The 23275-nt window shown below is 67.9% G+C and carries 19 protein-coding genes and 2 pseudogenes; 9 read left to right on the plus strand and 12 right to left on the minus strand.

The genetic code is table 11. The features are described 5' to 3' along the window. Positions 1 to 276: 276 nt before the first annotated feature. The 3 genes from obgE to rplU form a co-directional block, all read right to left on the minus strand. Entirely contained in the window at positions 277 to 1713 is a 1437-nt protein-coding gene (obgE, locus tag ACIQGQ_RS05440; RefSeq protein ID WP_402390959.1) for a GTPase ObgE, read from the minus strand. Positions 1714 to 1891: 178 nt separating this feature from the next. Further along, the gene (rpmA, locus tag ACIQGQ_RS05445) at positions 1892 to 2149 is read right to left on the minus strand and encodes a 50S ribosomal protein L27 (RefSeq protein WP_018103204.1); all 258 of its coding nucleotides are present in this window, start codon (positions 2147 to 2149) and stop codon (positions 1892 to 1894) included. Between the two features lie 14 nt (positions 2150 to 2163). Further along, the gene (gene rplU, locus ACIQGQ_RS05450) at positions 2164 to 2484 is read right to left on the minus strand and encodes a 50S ribosomal protein L21 (RefSeq protein WP_042812502.1); all 321 of its coding nucleotides are present in this window, start codon (positions 2482 to 2484) and stop codon (positions 2164 to 2166) included. A gap of 283 nt (positions 2485 to 2767) precedes the next feature. Here rplU and ACIQGQ_RS05455 point away from each other — a divergent pair, with 283 nt between their 5' ends. Both ACIQGQ_RS05455 and ACIQGQ_RS05460 read left to right on the plus strand, forming a co-directional pair. Then, positions 2768 to 3370, plus strand: a complete 603-nt coding sequence (locus ACIQGQ_RS05455) for an acyltransferase (protein WP_402390962.1) — start codon at positions 2768 to 2770, stop codon at positions 3368 to 3370. Between the two features lie 219 nt (positions 3371 to 3589). Beyond that, a pseudogene (locus ACIQGQ_RS05460) lies at positions 3590 to 4338 on the plus strand (transposase family protein). Positions 4339 to 4553: 215 nt separating this feature from the next. On the opposite strand, the gene ACIQGQ_RS05465 reads toward ACIQGQ_RS05460, so the two are convergent. The 6 genes from ACIQGQ_RS05465 to ACIQGQ_RS05490 form a co-directional block, all read right to left on the minus strand. After that, positions 4554 to 4952, minus strand: a complete 399-nt coding sequence (locus ACIQGQ_RS05465; RefSeq protein ID WP_402390965.1) for a hypothetical protein — start codon at positions 4950 to 4952, stop codon at positions 4554 to 4556. A 21-nt stretch (positions 4953 to 4973) separates the two neighbouring features. Continuing rightward, positions 4974 to 5183, minus strand: a complete 210-nt coding sequence (locus tag ACIQGQ_RS05470) for a hypothetical protein (protein ID WP_402390967.1) — start codon at positions 5181 to 5183, stop codon at positions 4974 to 4976. 314 nt (positions 5184 to 5497) lie between these two features. After that, positions 5498 to 5785 carry a hypothetical protein gene (locus ACIQGQ_RS05475; protein ID WP_402390969.1) on the minus strand — a complete coding sequence of 96 codons (288 nt, stop codon included), beginning with the start codon at positions 5783 to 5785 and terminating at the stop codon, positions 5498 to 5500. Then, positions 5778 to 6122 carry a hypothetical protein gene (locus ACIQGQ_RS05480; protein WP_257849026.1) on the minus strand — a complete coding sequence of 115 codons (345 nt, stop codon included), beginning with the start codon at positions 6120 to 6122 and terminating at the stop codon, positions 5778 to 5780. The genes ACIQGQ_RS05475 and ACIQGQ_RS05480 overlap by 8 nt, the downstream gene beginning before the upstream one ends. 157 nt (positions 6123 to 6279) lie before the next feature. Next, the gene (locus ACIQGQ_RS05485) at positions 6280 to 7527 is read right to left on the minus strand and encodes a helix-turn-helix domain-containing protein (RefSeq protein ID WP_402390971.1); all 1248 of its coding nucleotides are present in this window, start codon (positions 7525 to 7527) and stop codon (positions 6280 to 6282) included. A 578-nt stretch (positions 7528 to 8105) separates the two neighbouring features. Beyond that, complete coding sequence (locus ACIQGQ_RS05490; RefSeq protein WP_402390974.1) at positions 8106 to 8975, minus strand: GntR family transcriptional regulator; 870 nt, start codon at positions 8973 to 8975, stop codon at positions 8106 to 8108. Positions 8976 to 9152: 177 nt separating this feature from the next. On the opposite strand from ACIQGQ_RS05490, the gene ACIQGQ_RS05495 reads away from it, so the two are divergent. The 7 genes and pseudogenes from ACIQGQ_RS05495 to ACIQGQ_RS05525 all read left to right on the plus strand — a co-directional run bounded on the left by ACIQGQ_RS05495 (position 9153) and on the right by ACIQGQ_RS05525 (position 14958). Next, on the plus strand, positions 9153 to 9506 hold the full coding sequence (locus tag ACIQGQ_RS05495; RefSeq protein WP_402390976.1) for a hypothetical protein: 354 nt from the start codon (positions 9153 to 9155) through the stop codon (positions 9504 to 9506). After that, positions 9503 to 9691: a hypothetical protein gene (locus ACIQGQ_RS05500; RefSeq protein ID WP_402390979.1), complete on the plus strand. Its 189-nt coding sequence runs from the start codon at positions 9503 to 9505 to the stop codon at positions 9689 to 9691. The genes ACIQGQ_RS05495 and ACIQGQ_RS05500 overlap by 4 nt, the downstream gene beginning before the upstream one ends. Further along, entirely contained in the window at positions 9688 to 11085 is a 1398-nt protein-coding gene (locus tag ACIQGQ_RS05505; RefSeq protein WP_402390981.1) for a cell division protein FtsK, read from the plus strand. The genes ACIQGQ_RS05500 and ACIQGQ_RS05505 overlap by 4 nt, the downstream gene beginning before the upstream one ends. A gap of 35 nt (positions 11086 to 11120) precedes the next feature. Next, a complete protein-coding gene (locus ACIQGQ_RS05510) occupies positions 11121 to 11642 on the plus strand; it encodes a DUF2637 domain-containing protein (protein WP_402390984.1) in 522 nt (173 codons plus the stop codon). A gap of 373 nt (positions 11643 to 12015) precedes the next feature. Continuing rightward, positions 12016 to 13430: pseudogene (locus ACIQGQ_RS05515) on the plus strand (replication initiator). Continuing rightward, complete coding sequence (locus tag ACIQGQ_RS05520) at positions 13430 to 13651, plus strand: helix-turn-helix domain-containing protein (RefSeq protein ID WP_402390986.1); 222 nt, start codon at positions 13430 to 13432, stop codon at positions 13649 to 13651. The pseudogene ACIQGQ_RS05515 and the gene ACIQGQ_RS05520 overlap by 1 nt, the downstream one beginning before the upstream one ends. Next, positions 13651 to 14958: a tyrosine-type recombinase/integrase gene (locus tag ACIQGQ_RS05525; protein WP_402390989.1), complete on the plus strand. Its 1308-nt coding sequence runs from the start codon at positions 13651 to 13653 to the stop codon at positions 14956 to 14958. Before ACIQGQ_RS05520 ends, ACIQGQ_RS05525 begins: the two co-directional genes overlap by 1 nt. Before the next feature lie 87 nt (positions 14959 to 15045). On the opposite strand, the gene ACIQGQ_RS05530 is transcribed toward ACIQGQ_RS05525, so the two are convergent. The 3 genes from ACIQGQ_RS05530 to ACIQGQ_RS05540 all read right to left on the minus strand — a co-directional run bounded on the left by ACIQGQ_RS05530 (position 15046) and on the right by ACIQGQ_RS05540 (position 23149). Next, positions 15046 to 15492, minus strand: a complete 447-nt coding sequence (locus tag ACIQGQ_RS05530; protein WP_402391973.1) for a hypothetical protein — start codon at positions 15490 to 15492, stop codon at positions 15046 to 15048. Positions 15493 to 15533: 41 nt separating this feature from the next. After that, entirely contained in the window at positions 15534 to 16289 is a 756-nt protein-coding gene (locus ACIQGQ_RS05535; protein WP_402390991.1) for a hypothetical protein, read from the minus strand. A 104-nt stretch (positions 16290 to 16393) separates the two neighbouring features. Next, positions 16394 to 23149: a polymorphic toxin-type HINT domain-containing protein gene (locus tag ACIQGQ_RS05540; protein WP_402390994.1), complete on the minus strand. Its 6756-nt coding sequence runs from the start codon at positions 23147 to 23149 to the stop codon at positions 16394 to 16396. Between the last annotated feature and the right edge of the window lie 126 nt (positions 23150 to 23275).

Consider the following 23275-nt stretch of genomic DNA (forward strand, 5'->3'; position numbering starts at 1 on the left):
ACAGCGATGGTTGCACTCTCCGTTACCGTCTCGCAAGGTGGACGATGGCCGTCGCACGCCCCCTCGACACCTTTCGTTCCCTTGCCATCAGGGCGAATACCGGAATCCACGCCTCCCTGACAGGTGATCGACGCCACACGACTGAGCGCCATGAATCACCCCTGAGCAGGTTTGGTTCCCTCGGACGTGTGACAAAGGAACCGTTCCCACCGGCCGCCCGGGACCCGTGCGGAGTCCTCGGGACGCATCCCGGGCGGCCGGAACGACGTGTCCGGATCAGAACGGGTTGAAGTCGTCGTAGTCCCGCTGCGCCTCGTCGCGCTCCGCCTCGCGGTCGCGACGGCGCTGCGCGGCCGGGCGCGGCGCCTCGAAGCGGTGGTCCTCGCCGCGGCGGCCGAGCATCTCCGCGCCGGCGGCCATCGACGGCTCCCAGTCGAAAACGACCGCGTTGTCCTCGGAGCCGATCGCGACGCCGTCGCCGGACCGGGCCCCGGCCTTCAGCAGCGCGTCCTCGACCCCGAGGCGGTTGAGCCGGTCGGCAAGGTAGCCGACGGCCTCGTCGTTGCTGAAGTCGGTCTGGCGCACCCAGCGCTCCGGCTTCTCGCCGCGCACCCGGTAGAGGCCGTCCTCCTCCTGCGTGACGGTGAAGCCCGCGTCGTCGACGGCCTTCGGGCGGATGACGATCCGGGTCGCCACCTCGACCGGCTTGGCCGCGCGCGCCTCGGCGACGATCCCGGCGAGCGCGTAGGAGAGCTCCTTCAGGCCGGTACGGGCGACCGCGGAGACCTCGAAGACGCGGTAGCCGCGCTCCTCCAGGTCCGGGCGGATCATGTCGGCGAGGTCCTGGCCGTCCGGGATGTCGATCTTGTTGAGGACGACGATGCGGGGCCGGTCCTCCAGGCCGCCGTACTGCTTCAGCTCCTCCTCGATGATGTCGAGGTCGGAGACCGGGTCGCGGTCGGACTCCAGCGTCGCGGTGTCCAGCACGTGCACCAGGACCGAGCAGCGCTCGACGTGGCGCAGGAACTCCAGGCCGAGGCCCCGGCCCTGGCTGGCGCCCGGGATAAGACCGGGGACGTCGGCGACGGTGTAGACCGTGCTGCCCGCGGTGACCACGCCGAGGTTCGGGACGAGGGTGGTGAAGGGGTAGTCGGCGATCTTCGGCTTGGCCGCGGAGAGGACCGAGATCAGCGAGGACTTGCCCGCGCTCGGGTAGCCGACCAGCGCGACGTCGGCGACGGTCTTCAGCTCCAGGACGATGTCCCGGGCCTCGCCGGGCTCGCCGAGCAGCGCGAAGCCGGGGGCCTTGCGCCGGGCGGAGGCCAGCGCGGCGTTGCCGAGGCCGCCCCGGCCGCCCTGGCCCGCGACGAACGTGGTGCCCTGGCCGACCAGGTCGGCGAGGACCTCGCCGTTCCGGTCGAGCACGACCGTGCCGTCGGGAACGGTCAGGACCAGGTCCTGGCCGTCCTTGCCGGAGCGGTGGTCGCCCGCGCCGGGCTGGCCGTTGGTGGCCTTGCGGTGGGGGTGGTGGTGGTAGTCGAGGAGCGTGGTGACCGCCTGGTCGACGACCAGGGTCACATCGCCGCCGCGGCCGCCGTTGCCGCCGTCCGGGCCGCCGAGCGGCTTGAACTTCTCGCGGTGTACGGAGGCACAGCCGTGGCCTCCGTTACCCGCGGCGACATGCAGTTCGACGCGGTCCACGAAGGTGGTCATGGGTGGAACCTCCAGTTACATCCGTACAGAAATGTCTCACTCGTGCCGCCCCTCCGCGCGTGCGTGACCGCCGGGGGACGGCGTTCCTCATCGGAGGAACACGCGAAAGGCGGACCCGCTTCCCGTAACGGGAAGTGAGGTCCGCCTCCGCAGGAACCGCTCGACGAGCGCCGGGGTGTCAGCCGGCGATCGGAACGATGTTCACGACCTTGCGGCCACGGTGCGTGCCGAACTCGACCGCACCCGCGGCGAGCGCGAACAGCGTGTCGTCGCCGCCACGGCCGACGCCCGTGCCCGGGTGGAAGTGGGTGCCGCGCTGGCGGACCAGGATCTCACCGGCGTTGACGGCCTGACCGCCGAAGCGCTTCACGCCGAGCCGCTGAGCATTGGAATCGCGCCCGTTCCGGGTGGACGATGCGCCCTTCTTGTGTGCCATGTCTCCTCAGTCCCTTACTTCGCAGCCGCGGGGATACCGGTGACCTTGATCGCCGTGTACTGCTGGCGGTGACCCTGGCGACGGCGGTAGCCGGTCTTGTTCTTGTAGCGAAGGATGTCGATCTTCGCGCCCTTGTGGTGGTCCACGACCTCGGCCTGGACCTTGATGCCGGCCAGCACCCACGGGTCGCTGGTCACGGCGTCGCCGTCGACCACGAGCAGGGTCGAGAGCTCGACCGTGTCGCCCACCTTGGCGGTGGAAATCTTGTCAACCTCGACGATGTCACCGACAGCAACCTTGTGCTGGCGGCCACCGCTGCGCACGATGGCGTACACGCGGATCTCTCTCTCGCTCGGAACGGAACCCCTGATGCCAGCCACTCACCCGGACCGGGGCCCGGAATGATCCGAATGGACGAGCGGCCTCTCCCGGCGGACGGAGCCACCAGGAGGAATGTGCTCAGGGGAAGGCGCGCATAGGAAACACGCCGATGGGCAAGATTACGGGGCTGCCCGCAGCCGGTCAAACCGGGCCGCTGCCGGATGCCTCGGGCGAACGTGTGTCGCACCAGGTCGTAGGCTCGCCGCGCGAGGCCCTACTCCGAAAGGCAGACGTTCAGTGAACTACAGAGTCCAGCCCACCGCCCAGGTCGACGAGACCGCCGAGATCGGCGCCGGGAGCAGTGTCTGGGAGCTCGCCCAGATCCGCGAGGGCGCCCGGCTCGGCGAGGGCTGTGTGGTGGGACGCGGCGCCTACGTCGGCACGGGCGTCCGGATCGGCGACAACGTGAAGATCCAGAACTACGCGCTCGTGTACGAGCCCGCCGAACTCGCGGACGGAGTCTTCATCGGCCCGTCGGTGGTCCTCACCAACGACCACAACCCGCGCTCGGTCGACCCCGACGGCAAGCAGAAGCGCGGCGGCGACTGGGAGGCCGTGGGCGTGAAGATCGCCGAGGGCGCCTCCCTGGGCGCCCGCTCGGTCGCCGTCGCCCCGGTCCGGATCGGCCGCTGGGCCATGGTCGCGGCCGGCGCCGTGGTCACCAAGGACGTCCCCGACTTCGCCCTGGTCGTCGGCGTCCCGGCCCGCCGGGTCGGCTGGGTCGGCCACGCGGGCGTGAAGCTCGTGGAGCGCGAGGGCGAGCCGGGCCTGTGGGAGTGCCCGCGGACCGGCACCCTGTACGCGGAGAAGGACGGGGCCCTGACGGAGCACAGCGCGTAGCCCGAAGGCCTCGCGGGCAGGTCCCGGCGCGCTGGCGCGCCGGGACCAGTTCCAGCGCTACATCCGCGTCCGGCTCCACCTCTGGCGCGACGCCGTCGACTTCATTGAGCTTCTTCGATGTGGCCACCGATCGGGTGACGGTCCGTGAAGCGCAACGAGCGAGGCCCCGGACAGTTGATCAGATGTCCGACGTCTCAATCACACTGCTCGGGGGCCTCGTTGGTGACCCATCCTGCCGCAATCGACCTGCCGCACGCACTCGTGGAGTGGGTCACCATGCTGATCGTCACCCGTGGGAGCGGACCGGCGCCGCAAGCTGCGTCCGTCCCAGCGAGCGGTAGTGGCACTGGTGTACCTGCGCGAGCACATCACTTCGGCTGAGATCACCGCCGGGTTCGGGACCAGCGGTACACCGCCCACGCGTACACCAGCACGGTCGCCGACCTGCCCGCCGCACGTGCTCCGGGTCTACTGAAAACGCCGCGCGAGCATGATCCCGGCTTCGTCCTGCTCGACGGGGCCCTCGCCGAGTGCGACCGGGTCGGCGACGGCCGGGCCGACCACTCCCACAGACACCGGCGCCACGGCGTGAACGTGCAGGTCGTCACCGACCCCGGCGGCCGGCCGCTGTGGCTCTCGCCCGCCCTGCCGGGCCGCACCCACGACCTGACCGCCGCCCGCACCCACCGGATCATCCGAGTCTGCGAGCGCCAAGGCGTTCCCATCGCGGCCGATCCCGCCCACCAGGGCGCCGGCCCCTGGCTGACCACCGGCATCAAACGCGGACCGCGGCGGGAACCCACCCCACCGGGAAGACCCGGAACCATGCCTTGGCCGCGGCACTGGCACCCGTCGAACGCGACGTCGCACGCCTAAAACCCTGGCGGATCTTCCGCAGATCCCGGTGCAGCCCCAACCGCATGACGTCAATCGCCAAGGCCGCCCTCACCCTGGAGCTGCAACTCTGAAGAAGCTCACTGAGTTGCCTGCCCCTTCATACCCTTCGGCGACGCAGACCGGACTGAGGGCGGCGAAATCCTTCGCCTGTGCAACCTCGGCCGCCGACATTTCCGTCAACTATTACAACACCGCAGCGGTCCCACCAGAAAAGATCTGATGGGACCGCTGGGTAACATATGAAGAATCGACCACTTCACTTCTGGATTAGTTGCACACAGCCGCTTCAGGATGCCTGGATCGAATCACTGTCGATGGCGATAACCAACGAGCCAGAATCCTCCTCCAGATAGTCATGCCCTGGAAAGTAGTCTACATGGAGGTGGTCGTCCTGATCTGCTTCCAAAGCGAAGCCTTCGATGTTCTCGGCAAGGAGAGAGAAGGACTCCAGTCCGCCCTCAATCTCGAGAGATTCACTATCTCCGGAAGAAGAGATCTCAATCTTCCCACTCGCTTGCTGAAATTTGATCCGCAACAACGATCCGGTGTACGGGAACGGATTTGAAACCTTCGCAAGGAGAATTTCCCCCCTGCCGCTCCGCAGTTCCTGCCCCAAGGCCAGTAGTTCAGAGCGGGTTCCAGACAGCTCCAACTCCCCGGTCGAATCGCTGTGCAAAACCTTCAACGTTACTCCTCTTTCAGTGGCCTAGGGCCAGTAGTCGCCGGGCCGGATCGTGGATGGATTGATTGCAGTGTGCGGATCCTTGAGTGGGCCACTAGTAACCGTCTTTCCGTTGATCTGGGTTTCCAGATTCAGGTGTGGTCCCAGTTTCTGAACATGCGCACTATTGGGGTTCACATCGAAGCGTGCAATCTTTCTGACCGCATTACCGGCCTCGTCAGTGGTCACGCTCATGAACTGAACTCCGCCACTGCCAGACCGCACTACCGTTGCACTGTCACCAACGTGTGCCACGCCTCGCTTAACGGCCTCATCCATCGAAATGTCGCAGTTGTGTACGAGTACCGGCGTATTTCCGGCCAGCACATAGTACGTGTGCTACGCGGACCCTCTCTATCTGCGTATTCGCAGATCAGCGGCGATTTCGGGTTCCGCTGGTGTCCGTGATTGTGCGGGGGAATCCGTGGGTGTTGCCGTCGCTACTGCCGTCAGGAGCGCGGGGCGCACGATGGTGCTGCCGCTGGCTCGGTATCGGCGCAGGGGGGACTTTACTGCCACGCTCCGGGCTCGGCACGGAGTAGGGCGCGGACGGTCTGCTCGTAGTGCTCGTGGCCGGTCTGGGCGCAGTGTCCGGCGATCCAGCGGGTCAGTTCGTCCTGGGTGTGCAGGGTGCCGGATGCGGCACCGCAGTTGTGTTCCTCTCCGGTGACGCATAGCGCCGTGAAGGCCGGCAGAGCCAGAGGATCGGGGACGGTGGCCACGTGGTACTCGCGAAATCGGTAGCGCCCCCGTGCGAAGTCGCGGACCGGTGCATCGGTGTGCGCAGAGTCAGGCACCCTCGTCCACCTCTTCCTCTTCCGGGTCCGGGAGGCGCTGCCCGCGCGAGTCGGCTACTCGGAGCGCGTCCGCCAGGGCCTCGGTCAACCGGCAGGCCAGCCACCGGTATTCGGTGGCCGACGAACTTGACGCTCCGGGAGCCGTGGCCTCTCGGGCATACTCCAGCAGTTCCTGGCCCATGCCGAGCTGCACCGTCTCGATGCTGTCGGCGAGGGTGGAGAGGTAGCCCCGACCGTCGGTGCTCAGGTAGCAGGGCTTCCCTTCCGGGCTGGTCCACGGCAGTAAGCGGGGACCTCCCCCGCCCGACGCGGCGTCGTACAGCTCTCTGCGACGCATGCGGTCGGCATCGCTCCTGGGCTGGCTCACTGGGCACCCCCGGCCTGGGTCACTGATAGTGGACGCACTGACCGTAAGTACCGACTGATCGTCACCCCAGCTGGGAGCCATGACAGTTCGCGACTATCGGTTCACGAACTGCCATGCTGCGTGGCAGCTACCCAACAACGCCCAGGTAGTCGGCCATTTCGCGCATCTCCGTCGTAAGGGTGCGCTTACGCTTGCTCAGGATCTCCTGCATGGTCTCGGCGGCACTGTTCTGGTGCCGCAGCCACTGCGGGGCGGCTTCCTTGGCACGAGTCAACTCGTCCATGGCGGCGGACAGGTCTCCCGTTCGAGTGTGGGCGCGCGCCACGTCGAGGGTGAAGCGGTTCCCGTCGTTGGTGCTGGGCCTGCCCAGGCGCTTCCACGCCTTGGGCGACAACTCCTCCTGCTCGCCTGCCTTGCGCACCACGGTGCGGGCGTCGCCGATGACCAGGGAGTCTTCGAGTGCCTTGACCGCGACGGTGACCGGCCCGAAGACGGACCAGTGCCGGGAGACATTGCGATGCGCTGTCCCGATCGCGGTTGCCGCGACCCGGGCGGCCTGACGGTACGCCTTCGCCTCGTCGGGACGGTTGTTCCTCGCGGCTGCGGCGGCGGCCTCCATCGCCAGGCCGCCCCACACCGCGTAGTGGTCCGGCTCGGCCCCGGTGATCTTCGGCTCCACCGCGTCCATGCTCCGGGCGGCGACCTGTTCCGCCTCGTCCAGCCTTCCCTGTCTCACCAGCAGCCAGCACATGCAGCCGACACCGGAGCCCGCCGCAAGCATGTCTCCGGCCTGACGGGCATCCATGATGGCGCCGCGCACAGCGGCGTACGCGATGTCGTACTGCCGTACCTGGGTGAGGTAGGTGCCCGCCAGACGCAGCGCCTCGGCGCGGGCCAGCAGGGCCTGCCGGTGCTCGTCCCCGCTGTCGTAGTAGGCGACGGCTTGTGCGGCATCGCGCAGCAGGCCGGGCAGTTGGGCCGCGACGCTCTTGTAGCTGTCGGAGAAGTACAGCACCCGTGCGTCTTGCAGCGTCCGCCGGAAGGTGCGCAGGTTCGGTTCCTCGGCCACGGCTTCGGCGTCCTGGTCCACGAGTCCGACGGCCGGGGTGAGGGCGGCGCGGAGCTGGATCAGGTTGACGCGGTTCGGCTCCTCGGTCCGCCCAACGGGCTCCGGGGCATCGGACGCCATCAACGCGGCGGTGGTCACCCCCAGCGCGCGGGCGAGCGTGTGCAGGGTCTCCATGCGGAGAGTGCCGCCCTGCTCGGCCTTGCGTACCGTGCCCGGCGATACGCCTGCGGCGTGGGCCAGTTCCTCCTGGCTCATCCCCGCGCGACGCCGGTACCTGCGGACGTTGTCGGCCAGCTCCGTAGTCATCAACTCACCACCTCCCACTCCACGGTACGCCCGGTCGGCACATCAGCCGGGGGCGATCCGGCACACGCCCACCCACAGGAGTGCCCCACCACGTGGCGAGCCGGAGCACCGGCAGAATCGGGGCCTGAGCGGGAGGGGGTCCCTCGTCGGTCGGGCAGCTTCGCCGTGCCAGGGTTCCCCGGGGGCCGCCAAGGCTCACCCCGTGACGCGTGCGCTCGGCCTTGGCGGCCCCCGGGGGTTCCTGGTACGCCTCCGGTGACCGGGCGGCGAGGGACCCCCTCCCGCGACCCGCGACCCCACACCACGACGAAGCCGCACCCGCAAGTCTGCCCCCTGCCCCTCAGAGAGAGGGCCGGGGTCTGGGGCAGGGCCCCAGGATGGTTCGCAGTGCTGGCTGTTGCGCGCCCGGACCGGCGGGGTCGTCGCCAAGCGGGGCGGAGACAGGAGCGGGCGGCGGCCCCGAGGGGCCGGACGCGCGCGGGCCGCGTCAGCGGGCCGCCTTGATCAAGTAAAGAAACTCTGAACAGCTCACCCTGTCGCCCCTGTCGCCGCATCTGACCAGGGTGTCAGGCCGACCGTCAGGGGCGCTGCTGTCGGCGCTTCTTCGATTCGGCCAGTGCGGCTTCGAGTTTCTCGCGCGGCGATGCGTCCGAGTCGGCGTCGTCGTCATGGAGTGGTGGCAGGAAGAGGCCACGTCGGCTCGTCTCGCGTTTGATCTTCCGGCGCTCGTTGAAGATCCGCTGGTGTTCTTCACGGATCGTGGCCCATTGCTGGTCGAGTTCCGCTTCCCGTGCCAGGAGTTCGTCATCGGTGAGGTCGGCGAAGTCGGCGGCGGCTGCGCGGGCCTCGCGGGCGATCTCCTCGCGTAGCAGGTAGTTCGTGATCGGCCCGTGGTGCTTGCCCGGCTCCGGGGTTTGGCGGACGAAGACACCGCGGCCCTTGACCGAGTACACGAGCCCTTCTTGCTTGAGGCTTCGGTAGGCGTTCTGCGCGGTGGAGTTGGCGACTTGGAATCGCTCCTGGATCTCACGGGCGGGCGGGAGCTGGGAGCCCGGAGGGTAGGTGCCTTCTGTGATGTCGCGGCGGAGGAAGTCGGCCACCTGGACGTAGGGCGGACGACCGTCGTCGTTGCGGATGAGATCGGCCGGCCAGTCCGGGCCCGGCTCTTCGTCGTCCGCGTCCGCTGGGGTGTCCGGGGCATCGCTCGTGTTGGCCGTCGCGCTCACGAAGCTGCCCCGGCCGAGTTGGGAGTGGACCAGCCCTTCCTGCTTGAGGACCCGCAGGGCGTTTTGAACGGTGGAGCTGGAGACGCCGAATCGCTCGCCGAGCACGTTGGCCGAGGGCAGGCGCTCGCCCGATGTGAACTCGCCGGTCAGGATCGCGTCCCGCAGGGCGGCAGCGGCCTGGAGATACGGCGGTCGGGAGTCCTCGTCCAAGGGCAGGGTCATGACCCCAAGGTATCGCCTGCCCGGTAGGCCGCTACAGGCAGATCACCGTGCTTCCCGCCTGACCGCCCACCCACCTCATCGCTGTCACAACTTCATCGGGCTTGCAAGTTATGCGATCATCTCCTTATGCTCATGGCGAGTCGATCAAGCGGCTCCATCGAACGAGGATGTGATGGCATGGCTATGACCCGTATTCGTGTTGCTCTGCTGCCGTCTGCGGTGTGCATCGCGGGCACCGAGCCGGTGCTGAAGATCAAGGACCAGCAGACCGGGGAGGTCGCCACCGACCGGGAGACCGGTGCGTCGCTGTACACGGTGACCGTGATGCTCATGGAGGACGGCCGGGCCGAGGTCCTGAAGATCACCGTCCCGGAGACGGGCCTGGCCGCCGGGCTGAGGCCGGGTGCGATGGTGCGGCCGGTGGAGCTGTTCGCGACCCCGTGGGCGCGGATCTTCAACGGGCAGCTCTCCGACGGCGTCGCCTACCGGGCCTCCCGCCTGGAGCTGGTGACGGTGGAGGCGGCCCAGTGATCCGCTTCGAAAACCCCGCGCCGGAGCGGGAGTTGCACCCGCTTCGGCTCCTGCCGGGGACCGAGGGCAAGGCCACGTTCTCCGCCTCGTCTGCGGTGCTCGATCTGCTCGGCCTGAGCCTGGAGCACGCGGCCCGTCTGAACCTGGGCCACATACTCCGGCTGATACGCGAAGAGGGGGCATGAACGTGGAAGCCATGACGGGATACGCGCCGGACATACTGCTGGTAGCAGCGGTGCTGGTCAGTGTGTGGCTGCTGGTGACGGTGGTGCGCTACGTGCGGGCCGACCGGGGCACGCGGGTCAGCATGTGGCAGGCCGTGCGGGTGCGGTGGGGCTGGGTACGGCTCGCGCGGATGGCCGGGCTGACGGTCACCGACAAGACCCCGGGCCTGCTCGCCCAGATCACCGCGCAGAAGGACAGCCCCGCCCCCGCGCCCCGAGTCCTGACGCCGAAGATCAAGGTGAAGCCGGACCGGTTCGGCGTGATCGTGCGAGCCAAAACGCTGCCGCAGGTCGGCGTGGAGGAGTACCAGAAGTCGGCGCGGTTCCTGGCGGACGCCTGGCGGTGCACGCGGGTGTCCGTCCTGCCGGACGGCCCCGGCAGGGTGGTGATCCGGGGCGTGCGCTCCGACCCGCTGACCACGCCGACCACGCACCGGCCCTCCGGCCTCCCGCCCGTGGACCTGACGCGCTGGGAGCTGGGCATCGATGAGTACGCCGCCCAGGTGTGCGTGTCCCTGGCCAACGTGCCCGGGGTGACCGTGGCCGGCGTCCCCGGTGCGGGCAAGACCTCGGGGGTCAACAAGTTTGTCTGCGACTTCGCGCCCTCTGCGTCCGTGCAGATCGTGACGGCGGACGGCAAGGTGTCGCGGGCCTCGGAGGGCGACTACGCCGACCTCGTCAAGCGGATGTTCGCCTTCTGCGGAGACGACCTCGATGAAGCCAACGCGCTGTTCAAGCGCCTGGTGGAGCTGCGCAAGCGGCGCTCAGCAACCATCCGTGACGTGCTGGGCGTGAAGAACATGTGGCACGTCGGTCCTTCTCCGGAGTGGCCGCTCACGGTCCTGATCATTGATGAGGCGCACACGTTCTTCCGCGAGTACAAGGGCAGCGACCCGACGACGAAACGCCTTGGCGCGCTGACGGCGGAGAACGCCCGGCTGGTGGAGGACCTGGTCAAGAAGGGCCGCAGCGTCGGCGTCCTGGTGATCCTGATCAGCCAGAAGACCACCGGCGATGCCATCCCGACCTTCATCCGTGACGTGTGCCCCATCGGGCTGTCCTTCGCGCAGAAGACCGTGGAAGCCGCTGTGGCCGCGTTGGGTGACGACATCCGCAACTGGCCTGATGCCAGCCCGGTGACCTTGCAGGACCCCGCCTACGTCGGCGTCGCGGTGATGGCGATGCAGGGCCGCCCCGGCTACACCCGCATCCGCACCCCCTACGTCTCCGACGCCGACGCGGCCCGCGTCGCCGAAGCCACTTCGCATCTGACCGCCGATCCGGACCTGTGCCTGGACGCCTTCCTCGCCTCGACCGGCCGGACCACGGCACCCCTTCCGTCGCTCACCAAGTAGCTCCGAAAGCCCACACTGGAAAGGAGGTTGAGATCATGGCGGAGGAACGGTTCACCCGGCGCACCGTGAGCGTGGTCATGGCGGTCATCGCGGCCCTGGCCTTCGTCTTCTCCTTCGGCAACGTCTGGGCACTCGCCCTGCGGCTCGGTGTCCCCCGCCCGATCGCGCCGCTGATCGCGCCCATGGTGGACCTGTCCGTCGTCGGGCTCCTGGTCGCCCTGCGGTTCCTGGCCCTGCGCGGCGTCCCCAAGGCGGAGTTGAAGGCCGGTACCCGGCTGCTGCACCTGTGCGGCCTGCTCACCCTCGCGCTGAACGCCGCCGAACCGCTGCTGACCGGACGCTACGGACGGGCCTGCCTGGACACCGTCGCCCCGCTCCTGCTGCTCGGCTGGGGCCACGTCGGCCCCGCCTTCCTCGCCCAGTTCCACACCCACACCCGCCCCAACCCGCACCTGGAGGCCACCGCCGCCGCCCTTGCCACCGAGCCGGTGCCCGACGTCGCACCATCACCCGAATCGGCACCCCCGACGCCCGCCCGCAGATCGCCGCCTCCCTGATCGAGGAGCTGGAGCCCGCTCCGGCCGCCGCCCCGCCGGTCGCCGTCACCACGACGGGCCGACCCGCTTCCGGCCCGGCCCTGCCTGCCGCCCTGCTGGACGCGGCCCGGCGCATCGCGGACACCCACCGCGCCGAGCACGGAACTCCGATCACTGCCGCCCACCTGGGCACACGCATGGGCATCGCCCTGCCGGTGGCCACCACCGCACTCGCTCAGCTCTGAGCACCGGCCCCGCCGGCCACATCCCCCTCGCTGAACCCACGCCCGCCCCTGGGCCTGGTTCGCCATGCCCCGAGCAGCACCAACACGCCTACAGATCCGGCTGGTTGCTGCTCGGGGCCACCCACCCGAACAGAAGGGACACGCCCCGAATGGTCACCCTGGACCTGCGCCACGTGGCAAGCCCCGCCGTACGGGACCTGCTCCACCTCGTCAACCACCCCGACTTCGACCGCGCACAGCAGCAGATCGAACGCCTCGGCGGCTGCGCCGAACCCATCCGCCTGACCGGACAGACCACCACCGTCGACACCACGACCGGCGAAGCCCTTCGTGCCTATACCTCCTCCGACGAGCCGACGGGCAGCCTGCTCACCACGTGCGGCAACCGCCGCTCCTCCCGTTGCCCGGCCTGCTCCCGCCTCTACGCCGCCGACACCTACCGCCTCATCCGCGCCGGCCTCTCCGGCGGCAAGACCGCACCCACCCCCGCGTCTTCGTCACCCTCACCGCACCCTCCTTCGGCCCCGTCCACAACCGCCCCGATGCCCGGCCCTGCCGCTGCGGCACCCGCCACGAACCCGCTGACCCGCTGCTCGGCGCACCGCTCAATCCGGCGACGTACGAATACGCGGGCGCGGTCTTGTTCAACGCCCACGCCGGGGCCTTGTGGGCCCGCTTCACCATCTACCTGCGCCGGGAGCTCGCCGCCCGGCTCGGCCTGACGCAGAAGGCTGCCCGCGCGGTGTTGCGGGTGTCCTTCGCCAAGGTCGCCGAGTACCAGAAGCGTGGCCTGGTCCACTTCCACGCCGTGATCCGGCTCGACGGCTCCGACGGCAGCACCCAGCCTCCGCCGTCGGACGCCACCGTCGCCGTGCTCACCGACGCCATCCGCGCCGCCGCACCACGCGCCCGCATCTCCGTCACCTCGGACGCGATCGGGGAACGCGAACTCACCTGGGGCCAACAGCTCGACGTACGCGAGATCGCCGCCTTCGACACCGACAGCGAACTCACCGACCAGGCCGTGGCCGCCTACGTGGCCAAGTACGCCACCAAGTCCGCCGACGCCTCCGGCACCCTCGACCGCGCCCTGTTCTGCCGCCCCTGCCAGGGACGCGGCACCACCCTCCTGCCTCACGGCACCCCGCTCCCGTGCACTACCTGCGACGGCACCGGACAGGCCCGGCCCCTGCCCCGCCTCGCCGTCGCCCGCCACGTACGGCAGATGATCCGCACCTGCTGGGAGCTCGGCCGACTGCCGGAGTTCGCCGACCTCAAGTTGTGGAAGTGGGCCCACATGCTCGGCTTCCGCGGCCATTTCTCCACCAAATCCCGTAACTACTCCACCACCCTCGGCGCGCTGCGCGAAGCCCGCCGCTCCTGGCGCACCGAACAGGCCCGCGCCCACGCCGGCCTGCCGGACCTCGACCCGGACACCACGCTCGTCGTCGGCCGCTGGGACTACCTCGGCTCGGGCTACAGCCCCGGCGCTGCCCTCCTCGCCGCCGGCACCTGGCACCGCAAGGAACTGGAACGGCAGTTCGCGGCCGAAGGGGGCTGCTGATGGCCTCGCCCCTGCCCACCGTCCTCCACCCTGCGGACCCGGCACCGGAGTTGCTGACGGTCCCCCAAGTCATGGACCGCCTCCAGCTCGGCCGCTCCGCCGTCTACGACCTGCTCCGCACCGGACAGCTCGCCTCGATCACCCTCGGCCGCGCCCGCCGCATCCCCACCCACGCGCTCACCGACTTCATCCGCACCCGCCTCGAACAGGACGCCGCCTGATGACCACGCCCCGCGACACCCCCACATCCCGCCGCGTCCGCCGCAACGGCGACGGAACCGTCTACCAGCGCAAGGACAGCCGCTGGGAGGCCGCCGGATACGTCCTGGCCCCCGGCAACACCCGCAAGCGCATCCGCGTCTACGGCACCACCAGGAAGGAGGCCCTGGCCAAGCTCACCGAGAAGATCGCCAACAGCAATCGCGGAGTCCCCATTCCGTCCGCGCAGGGCAGCCTGGCCACGTACCTGACGTACTGGCTCGACGCTGTCGCCGTCCACCAGCTCCGCGAGAACACCCACACCCGCTACACCACCGTCGCCCGGCTCTACCTGATCCCCGGCCTCGGACGGAAGAAGCTCGCCAAGCTCACCGCCAAGGACGTCCGCACTTGGCTCAACCAGCTCCGCACCACCTGCCAGTGCTGCACCCGCGGCCTCGACGCCGCCCGTGACCGACCCCTCTGCTGCGCCGCTGGAAGGTGCTGCTCCAAGCGGCTCTCACCCCTGACCCTGGCCTACGTGCACTCCGTCCTCAAGTCCGCCCTGGAGCACGCCGTGCGCGAGGAGGAGATCCCGCGCAACGTCGCCCGTAACGTCCGTACCGGCACGCCCCGGCCTCGCCGCTTCGAACCCCTCACCGCCGACGAAGCACGCAACTTCCTGACCGCCACCAGCGGTCACCGGTTGCAGACGCTGTTCGAACTCGCTCTGTACACCGGGCTCCGGAAGGGCGAACTTCTCGGCCTGCGCTGGGAAGATCTCGACCTGGCCGGCGGAACCGCCAGCATCCGCCGCACACTGCAACGCACCAACTCCAGCGGCCTGACCGCCCTCCCGACCAAGACCAAGAGCTCCGAACGGCGCATCGCCCTGCCTACGCCGTGCCTGCGCTCCCTCCAACAGCACCGCAACCGGCATCTCCAGAAACGCGAGACGGCGGGTACGGACTGGAAGGACAGCGGCTACGTTTTCACCCGTCCCAACGGCGCCCCGATCGAAGGATCCACCCTCACCCGGCACTTCAACACCCTGCTCCGCCGGGCCAGGCTCCGCCGCATCCGGTTCCATGACCTCCGCCACTCGACCGCGACCCTCCTCCTCGAACAAGGAGTGGAACTCGTCGTGATCAAGGAGCTGCTGGGGCACGCCCACATCGGCGTCACCGCCACCGTGTACGCCCACGTGCGGCTCCGCCTCCAACGCGACGCCATCGACCTCCTCGGCCACGCACTCCGCGACCCCGTCAAGATCACCGGCAAGCCCGACAGCGATGACGAACCGCCCTTCGCTGGAGCCGCCGTCCGCTGACGTTGCCGTCAACTACTGCCGTCACGCCGTGCTGGAGCCCCGCCAGGCAGTGCCTGGCGGGGCTCCAGATTTGCGTGTGTACGTGAGCTACTGGTCCCCGATGGACTCGCGGAACCGCCGCACCTGAGAGGTGGTCGTCGACCACTCAGAAATTTGGTTCCCGTCCTCGTCAACCAAACTCCGAGCCTCCACATATCGCCAAGGCTCTTGCGGATTGAACTGTTCTTCGAGGCCGTCCAGGAAGATGATCGAGTTTTGCACGTGGACATCTTCCCCTTCTCGGTAAATAGGCCAGCAGAAGATGAAGGTAGCGGTCTCTGGGTCCGTGATCGAAGAGATGAGGCACGAGGTCGATTTCTTGCTCGCCTCAAGCTCCCTCAGGGCTCTCTCCCAACTCCGAGAGTAGTCACCCACCGTCCAGAAGCTCAGGTCCATCGGGAATGATTCTGAGAAATCCCCGACTGTGACCCTACCGGCGGCCTCGGAAGGCGACGAGACGCCACCCTCCGAGGCGGAATCACCGACCACTTCCATCACGAATCGGGTATTCCTTGAGATAGCCCCCGCCACGCCCCTCACCCCTCGCCAGGTCTCTCCCATGCCGCTCTGACTATGCCGTCTGAATCCGGCACCACGGCGCACCACCCAACCAAGACCCCATCCGCCAGCATGAACGACGATCCCCTGTCCGTTACTTCGGCGAGGCTATCGGCCCCCCCTGGGTGGGCGTGGTAAATGAGCTGGCCAGGCGTAAGCGGGGCTTCGAACGCAGTGAAATCTTCTTCCAATAGCCCCGCGTCGAGCCGCAGGTCCGGGTTTGCTACAACGCAGAGGAGCGAGCGAGGACGTGCAGCCTGCGCCACCTCAGCTAGATTCCCCGCAGTCACCCGGAACCATCGGCAGCCGTAGGCACCGTGCGCCCAGCGCTCGCGCAAGAGCACTAGCCCATCGGTCGCCGCTCGAACCGAGCTCCAAAACTCGTCATTCACGACGTCATCGACAAGTCTTGGCCCCTCCTCGGGATCCGGTTCCGAGGCGCGCCACTCAAGAGACAGGTTGTCGCCAGCAAGCCCGGTAAGCGAATTGGCTACCGCTGGATCCATTGAGAGATGGATCGCCCCATCCCATCCCGACTCGACGCAAAGCCGCCCCGGTGTGATCAGTCGGCAGTACGGTCCGAACCCAGCCGCCATCCGCTCAGCGAGATCTATCGCCTCCGTCGGGTTGGCCTGCATCCCGTTGCGAAGCCTCCAGTACCGGTCAGGGAGCGGTTGGCTGACCAGCAACTCACTGACCTCAAGACGCTCAGCTCCACATTCCTCGATCACCACGTTGAGCAACCTCCGCAAATCCACCGCGTAGGCACTCCAGGCCGGCGCCTCTGCCAGGGAGGCTCGCACATGCTGGTCGCTCGGGCTGACGACAAGCTCGGCTGTCATTTGGCTAGCCACTTGAGACCCATCACCTCTCCTGTCGGGGATACATCCAGCCCATACGTTCCGTCCCGAGCCGAATCCTTCGTCGACTGGAAAGGATTACGGAAGCTGGCACCCTTGAATACCGCCTGCTTGTTATGACCGGTTCGATCGTAGGTGATATAGCGAGGCTGACCACCTCCAGCCTTCTTGTTCTCCCAAATCGGGGCCCCACCTGCAGACTTCATTTTGGTCTTCGTGTACCCCAAGAAATTCGCAACATCGTCAGACTGTGCACGCGTGAGCGAGTTGCAGTTGCTGTTGTGAACGAGGACCGGTGTCTGACCAGCGAGTACATAGTACGTGTGGGTCTCGCTGACGGTGAGGTTGTAGACCGTCGCGTCCAGCACCGTCCAGCGCTTGACCGCCTGGATCGTTACCTGCGCACCCGAATCCGTGCGGAGCTGTTCGCCCGGTTCCAGGTCAGTGGCCTTGAGCCAGGCACCCAGTTCCGGCACCCAGAACGGGTGGCCGTCCGTGGCGGTGACCGAAGCGGTCTTGTCGCCCTTGGGGCCGTCGATGTCGACGGTGACCTTGACGAGGTCCTTCAGGCCTTGGCCCTTGATCTCGGCCGTGACCTTTTGTGATCTGGTTTCGCCGGTTTCAGGATCCGTGGCGAGGACTTCGTCACCGATCTTGACCTTCTCGATCGGTCTCGACGAGCCATCGGCCATCAGTACCCGAGTGCCCGGCACAAAGCTGTTGCATTTTCTCAGCCTTTGGGCCAGCTTCGTCTTGCTGTACCAGTTCTTGACTCCGCTGATCAGTTCATCGGCCACGCGCCCCAGACGGGCGATGAGCTCGGCACCCTTCTTCCATTTCCATGGAAGGCCGTACCTGCTGGCCATCTTTCCGATGAGGCCACCGACCGCGCTGGTGACGACGTTGACGACGGTGGCGCCGCAAGCACCCAGTGCGCCTGTAGTGAAGCAGTCCAGCGCGTCGGTGATACCGAGTTCGTCGGCAGCAATCTTGGCCAGTTCCTTGGCCGCGGCGATCACGCGCTGCTTGGCCGCGTCGGCGGCGTTCTGCGCCTTGCGGGACTTGTACTGTGCCGGGGTTTCCTTCGGGGCCTGGACCTGGTGGTATTTGTAGTAGTCCTGGGTGGCCTCGACGTCCCAGCCGCCCTTGTTGTTCAAGTTGCAGCTGATGCCGATCATCATGCAGTCGTCGGGCTTCAGGCCGTCCGGGTCGGAGAAGGTGACCGGGTTATTCAGGCCGTACGCGTAGCCGTTGATCTGCTGGGGATCGGTGTAGTCGATGATCGGGTCGGCGGATATGAACCGGCCGGTCCCGGAGTCGTACTCGCGTGCTCCGAGTGTGGTGAGTCCGGTGGACTCCTGCACCGTGCCGCCGACGAATCCCTTGTCGTCCACCCAGTCCGACGACGTGCGCTCACGCTCGGCGCCGAAGGGGTCCATCCGGCGCCGCTGGACGGTGCCGGTCGCCGCGTCCACGGCGAACTGTGCGGTGCCGTGGTGGTCGGAGGCCAGGAACGTCACACCGTTGTTGTCCCGGGTCGCGACGGTCTGGCCGGCCAGACCGTAGTAGCGGGTGGCCGTCACCGCACCGGTGGACTTCTTGAGGTGCAGTTCCATGCCCGGGAGGTAGAACGTGGACTCGTCCGCCGTCTTCCTCAGCAGACGCCCGCCGGACGCGTCGTAGACGTAGTCCGTGGTGGTGGCGTCGGCATTGGTGACCTTGGTGAGGTTGCCCTGCTTGTCCCAGTCGAGCTTCTGGGTGTCGCCGTTGAGCACACGGGTCTCGGTGTTGCCCGTGTTGTCGTAGGTGTAGGTGTTGGCCGACTTGACGGCCGGGGTGGACGAGGTGGCGGTGGTGTCCACCGTCTGGGTGGTGAGCTGGTGCGGCCCCTCGCCGTTCTCCCCGTAGGTGTACGTCTTGGTGGAGGTGGCGGAGCCGTTGATGCCGTGGGTGGTCTCCGACGTCCGGTTGCCGAGCGTGTCGAACGCGTAGGAGGACCAGTACGGTGCCGTACCGCCGACCGTCGTCGCTGAGGCGGCGGGGGCGCAGGCGGCGTCGGCCGGACCGGTGCCCGCGGCTCCGTCCGGGGTGACCTTCGACGTCCACGCCTCGGTCATCTGGCGCAGGCCGTCGTACCGGAAGCACTGGGCGTCGGCGGCACCGTTGGCCGGGGCGTCCACGATCGACTGGACGTTGCCGCCCGCGTCGTAGGTGTACCGGGCGTCGTAGGACGTGGGAGTGCCCTCGACGGCAACTCGGGCATTGACCAGCCGGGCGGTGCCCTGCTCGTAGGCGTAGGAAAGGGACGTCTTCTTGTCCCCGGCCCGGCCCGTGCTCAGCTCCAGACCCGTCAGCTCGTTCGTCGGCGAGTACGCGACCTTGGAGACGTAGTTCGACCCGCCGAGCGAGGTGTCCAGACCGATCGGACGCTGCAGGTCGTCGTACAGGTACGAGAGCGTCTCCGCGGCCAGGCCGCCTCCGGCCGGGACCGTCTGCGAACTGACCGTGCCGTCCTGGTTGTACTCGGTGTCGACCTCGTACGTGCCCCCCAGTTCGGGCTCGGCCGTCTTCGACAGGTAGTACTTGGTCTTGGTCGGTTCGAGGTCATCGGAGAGCGCGGTGTGGGTCACCGACGAGAGGACGGCGCCGTCCTTGTAGGTGTACGTGCCGTACAACTCGCCCTTGGCCACCGTGTCGTACTTCGACACGGACAGCTTGGTGCCGGTGCTCGCGGCGCCCTGCCAGGTCTCGGTGACGCGGCCGATCTTGTCGTAGACCGACGTGACGGTGTTGTTCCGCGAGTCCGTGGTCGACAGCAGCCGGTCCAGGGCGTCGTACTCGAACGTGCTGGTGCCGGTGTCGGGGTCGGTCGCGCTGTGCTTGCGGCCCCGCTGGTCGTACGTGTACGTCCAGGTGTTCTTCTTGTCGTCGGTCACCTTGGCCAGCTGGCCGGACGGCGTGTACGCGTACGTCGTGGCGACGTAGTCGGCCGCGGTTCCCGTCGGAAGGGGCTTGTCGCCCTTGTACTGGCGCAGCTCGACCGTGCGGTCCTGCGCGTCCGTGATCGTCGTGGTCGGGATCTGGCCGTTCGGCGGATCCACGTGGACCCGGTCACCGCCGTAGGTGAAGATGGTGCGGTTCTTCTCCACGCCCGCGACGTTGAAGATGCTGGCCGTGGTGCGGCCGGCCCCGTCGAACTCGGTCACCGTTTGTGCGTCGATGTCCGTGTTGACCGGGACGAACAGCGTCGACGACGGTGCGCCCTTGGCGTAGTAGGTGCTGTTGGTTTTCACCACGCGGCCCGAGCCGTCGTAGTACACGTCCGCCAGGAGGCGTCCGCCGCCCTGGGCCTCGGTCTGGACCTGGCGCGGCCTCAGCAGGCCGTCGTAGAGGGTGTACTCGTGGCGGTAGGTGGCTCCGTCCTTCTTGATCTTCTGCGTGTGCAGGTAGTTCGCGCCGTCGGCCCGGATGCCGTACTCATAGGCGATGGACGGGGTGTGGTCCGTCTTCGACCGGTCGGGCATCCACACCGAGACGATGCGGCCGAGCCCGTCGTACGCCAGGTCCGTGCGCTTGCCGTTCATGTCGGTCTGCGCCGAGACCGTGCCCCACTGGGGGGCGTACTCGGTGGTCGAGGCCCAACCGAAGACGTTCGTCTCGGTCTTGGAGACGGCCAGCCCGTACGCGTTCTCCTTGTAGCTGACCGTGGTCGGCGTCTTCGCCGCGTCGGTCGCGACCAGCGGGCGTCCGTAGGAGTCGAACGTGGAAGTGGAGACCTCCTGGTACGTCGCGGTCTTGCCGTCGTGCGCGGACAGCCGCTTCACCAGGGTCGTGTCGCCCTTGGTCGGCGCGGCGCCCACGGTGGTCGTGTCGTCGTAGAAGGTCAGGTCGTCGGAGATGACGTGCTTGGAGCGGTCCGTCGTCGCACCGCAGTCCACCGAGACGGTCTCGACCCGCGACACATAGCTGTACATGTGCTTGTCGGGGTTGTCGGCGTACTCGGTGCGGGTGCACTGGTTGTCGGCGACGTCCACTTCCCCGACGTCGGCGACCTGGACGGCACGGCCCTTGTCGTCGTAGGACGTGGTGGACGCGGTCTGCCGCCAGCCGCCGGCCGCCAGTGCCTCGTACGTGTCGGTGCGGCTGGTCCTGACGAAGCGGGAGGTGGAGGTGGCCCAGTCCTTGACGCGGGTACCGGTGACCTTGGTCCAGGGGACGTTGACCGACTTGGAGACGATCTTGTCGCCGTTGTAGGTCGTGGTCTCCAGTTCGATGCCGGACTTCCAGTCGGAGTCCTCGTACTCGTCACCGGTGGAGGTGGTCAGCTTGACGGTGCGGGTACCGCCACTGGGGTCGGTGTCCCCGTGCAGACCGCGGAAGAAGACGTGCTCGGTCTTGGTGTTGGAGGGCTTGACGCTGCCGTCCGAGGTCTCGACCCGGACCTTGCCGTAGCCGCGCCAGTCGCTCCACGTCAGGTAGTCGGTCTTGGACAGTCCGTCGGGCCTGGCCTTGCGCCAGCCGGCGTCCCCCAGGTACGTGTACGTGGTGACCTGGTCCGGCGCACCACCGACGAGGTCCTGCTCGGCCACGTCGGTGACGACGTACTTGTTGAACCAGTCGGTGACGGGGTCCTTCACACCCGGCGGGTTCCACTTGACCGGGTAGCAACGCACCTTCGACTCACCCGGTTTGGGCAGCGTGGTGGGGGTGCACTCCGGCTTCGAGTAGTTGACCGACAGGGCGCTGCCCGACTCGCTCTCCACCCCGCTGAGGCGGAAGCGGTAGAACGGCTGGATGTTGTCGTTGGGGATGTCGATGCGGTTGGCGAGCTGGATGCCGTGCAGACGCACCGTGGGAACGGACTTGTCCGTGCCCACCCGGCCCGTGTGGTCGATGGTGTCGAGCCAGAGCGACCGGGAGCCGTCACCGTTGTCGGTGAACTTGTGCCCGAGCTTCCAGACGTCGACGTCCTCGTAGGTGGTGTCGCCGTCGCGGATCTGCGTGGTGATCCCGCTGAGCATCTTGCGGGTCCAGAAGGTGGGCGAGTTCTGCCCCGGGCACTTGGTGTCGACCTTACAGTTGCGGTCCCACGGAACATCCGGCCAGTCGGCGGCCGTGGTGTCCTTCAGTGCCGACTCCGAGCAGTCCGTGAGCTTGCCCAGGCACCGCTCCTCGGTGGTGAACACGACGCGCGCGGCGGGCTTGGTGGAGTATGCCTTGTTCTCCCGCTGCCCGTAGTCGATGCGCTTCAGGTAGCCGCCCCGGATGTACGGCTTGCCGTTCTCCCCTGTCTTCAGGCCCTGGGTGTAGTAGTTGGTCTCCGTGCCGTAGAAGTACGACATGGTGTTGCCGTGCGGGTCGATGACGTGGTCGAGGTTCCAGCGCCACGCCTGGTCGCAGTAGGCGTCCGCGAGGGTGGCCTTGTAGCAGGGCTCACCGCTGTCGTCGCCGTAGACGGGAACGGTCCAGGCGGAGTTGGTGGTCTCGTTGCCGGTCGCGAAGCCGGGCAGCCGGTTGCGGCCGAAGAAGAACTGGGTGCCGTCCGTGGAGGTGAGCTTCCAGTACTCGCCGTCGTTGTCGCCGTTGGTGGCGCCGGTGAGCTTCTCGATCTTGGAGAAGTCGTCGGAGCTGACGTGCCACTCACCGGTGGTGTCGTCCTTGATCAGCTCGCCCGAGGTGCCGCCGGCCAGCGAGATGGTGGCGTTGTCGAAGCCCCAGCACTGGTCGCCGTTGGTGTCGTCGTGACCGTCGTCGGAGCACGGTTTGTAGCGGCGCTCGATGTAACCCGGCTCGTAGCCGAAGCCCTCACCGATCCAGGAACCCTGGTTGTTCGTGACGGCGGTCTGCCCGTCGACCGACTGCGAGCTGTAGGTGAGGGTGACTCCCGGGGCCTGTCCGCCGGGCACGGGCGGGGCGGTGATCGGGTAGGACCAGTTGAAGACGCCGGAGGAGTTGGAGACGCTCCACTGCGACGAGGGCTTGAGCGAGGTGGCGCCGAAGTTGCCCTGGTCACCGCCGGAGCCGGCGGTGGCGGCCAGGACGGTGACCGGGGAGGCCGTTGCCGCCAGGGCCTTCGAGTCCGGCACGTCCGTCGTCGTGTCCGGCGCGGCAGGCACCTTCGCGGTCAGCGTGGAGGTCTTGGTGTCGTTGGTGGTCGGCAGCGGGGTGGCCGTGGAACATCCCGGCCGCTCCGGTGTGGTGAGCACACACTCCGGATAGGTCACCAGCTGCAGTCGCGAGCCGTAGCCGCCACCGTAGGCACCCGCGAAGTCGCCGTAGTCGAGCGAGACCTGGACCGGTCCGCGCTTCGACTCGCCGTCGGTCCGTGCCACCGTCATCAGCGGGCCGTCGATGCCCGCCTTCTCGGCCTTCTTACGGGCCAGGACCTCGACCCGGACGCGATCCGGGCTGCCGGAGCCGGTGGCGGCGACCTTCAGGGGCAACCCCTCGGCCTGCGTTCCCCGGGCCCCCTTGGCCCCGACCACGACCTCGTCGGAGGTGGCCTCGGGCCAGCTGACCGCGTTCGCCTCGGTCACCTCGGCGCGGGCGGTCTGGTCGGTGCCGGTGAACTTCCGGGCCTTGGCGTTCTTACCGGAGACCGGGTCGTCGTTCTTGGTCTGGAGTTCGGGCCAGGCCGCCCCCTCGGATTCCGACGAGGCGGTGGCCTCCGGTGCGTACTGCGGCAGCAGGCCGACGGAGAGGGCCAGTGCCACGGTCAGTACGCAGTTACGCACTACGCGTATTGGTATATGGAAGCGTGATCTTCCAAAAGGTGACGAGCGCATTGATGCTCCATCAGGAGTGATCGGTGGGAAACATGCGGTAACGCAGGCGGCAGGGGCGGGACGCGGACGTCCCGC

The sequence above is a fragment of the Streptomyces sp. NPDC092952 genome, from assembly GCF_044754785.1.
In the GTDB taxonomy this organism is placed as follows: domain Bacteria; phylum Actinomycetota; class Actinomycetes; order Streptomycetales; family Streptomycetaceae; genus Streptomyces.

Bases quoted from the DNA above. Each gene is read 5' to 3' on its own strand.
- ACIQGQ_RS05495 (WP_402390976.1), top strand. From the start codon at position 9,153: ATGGCTATGACCCGTATTCGTGTTGCTCTGCTGCCGTCTGCGGTGTGC.
- ACIQGQ_RS05470 (WP_402390967.1), bottom strand. From the start codon at position 5,183: ATGAGCGTGACCACTGACGAGGCCGGTAATGCGGTCAGAAAGATTGCA.
- rpmA (WP_018103204.1), bottom strand. From the start codon at position 2,149: ATGGCACACAAGAAGGGCGCATCGTCCACCCGGAACGGGCGCGATTCC.
- ACIQGQ_RS05530 (WP_402391973.1), bottom strand. From the start codon at position 15,492: ATGGAAGTGGTCGGTGATTCCGCCTCGGAGGGTGGCGTCTCGTCGCCT.
- ACIQGQ_RS05485 (WP_402390971.1), bottom strand. From the start codon at position 7,527: ATGACTACGGAGCTGGCCGACAACGTCCGCAGGTACCGGCGTCGCGCG.
- ACIQGQ_RS05505 (WP_402390981.1), top strand. From the start codon at position 9,688: ATGAACGTGGAAGCCATGACGGGATACGCGCCGGACATACTGCTGGTA.
- ACIQGQ_RS05520 (WP_402390986.1), top strand. From the start codon at position 13,430: ATGGCCTCGCCCCTGCCCACCGTCCTCCACCCTGCGGACCCGGCACCG.
- ACIQGQ_RS05510 (WP_402390984.1), top strand. From the start codon at position 11,121: ATGGCGGAGGAACGGTTCACCCGGCGCACCGTGAGCGTGGTCATGGCG.
- obgE (WP_402390959.1), bottom strand. From the start codon at position 1,713: ATGACCACCTTCGTGGACCGCGTCGAACTGCATGTCGCCGCGGGTAAC.
- ACIQGQ_RS05480 (WP_257849026.1), bottom strand. From the start codon at position 6,122: ATGCGTCGCAGAGAGCTGTACGACGCCGCGTCGGGCGGGGGAGGTCCC.
- ACIQGQ_RS05525 (WP_402390989.1), top strand. From the start codon at position 13,651: ATGACCACGCCCCGCGACACCCCCACATCCCGCCGCGTCCGCCGCAAC.
- ACIQGQ_RS05490 (WP_402390974.1), bottom strand. From the start codon at position 8,975: ATGACCCTGCCCTTGGACGAGGACTCCCGACCGCCGTATCTCCAGGCC.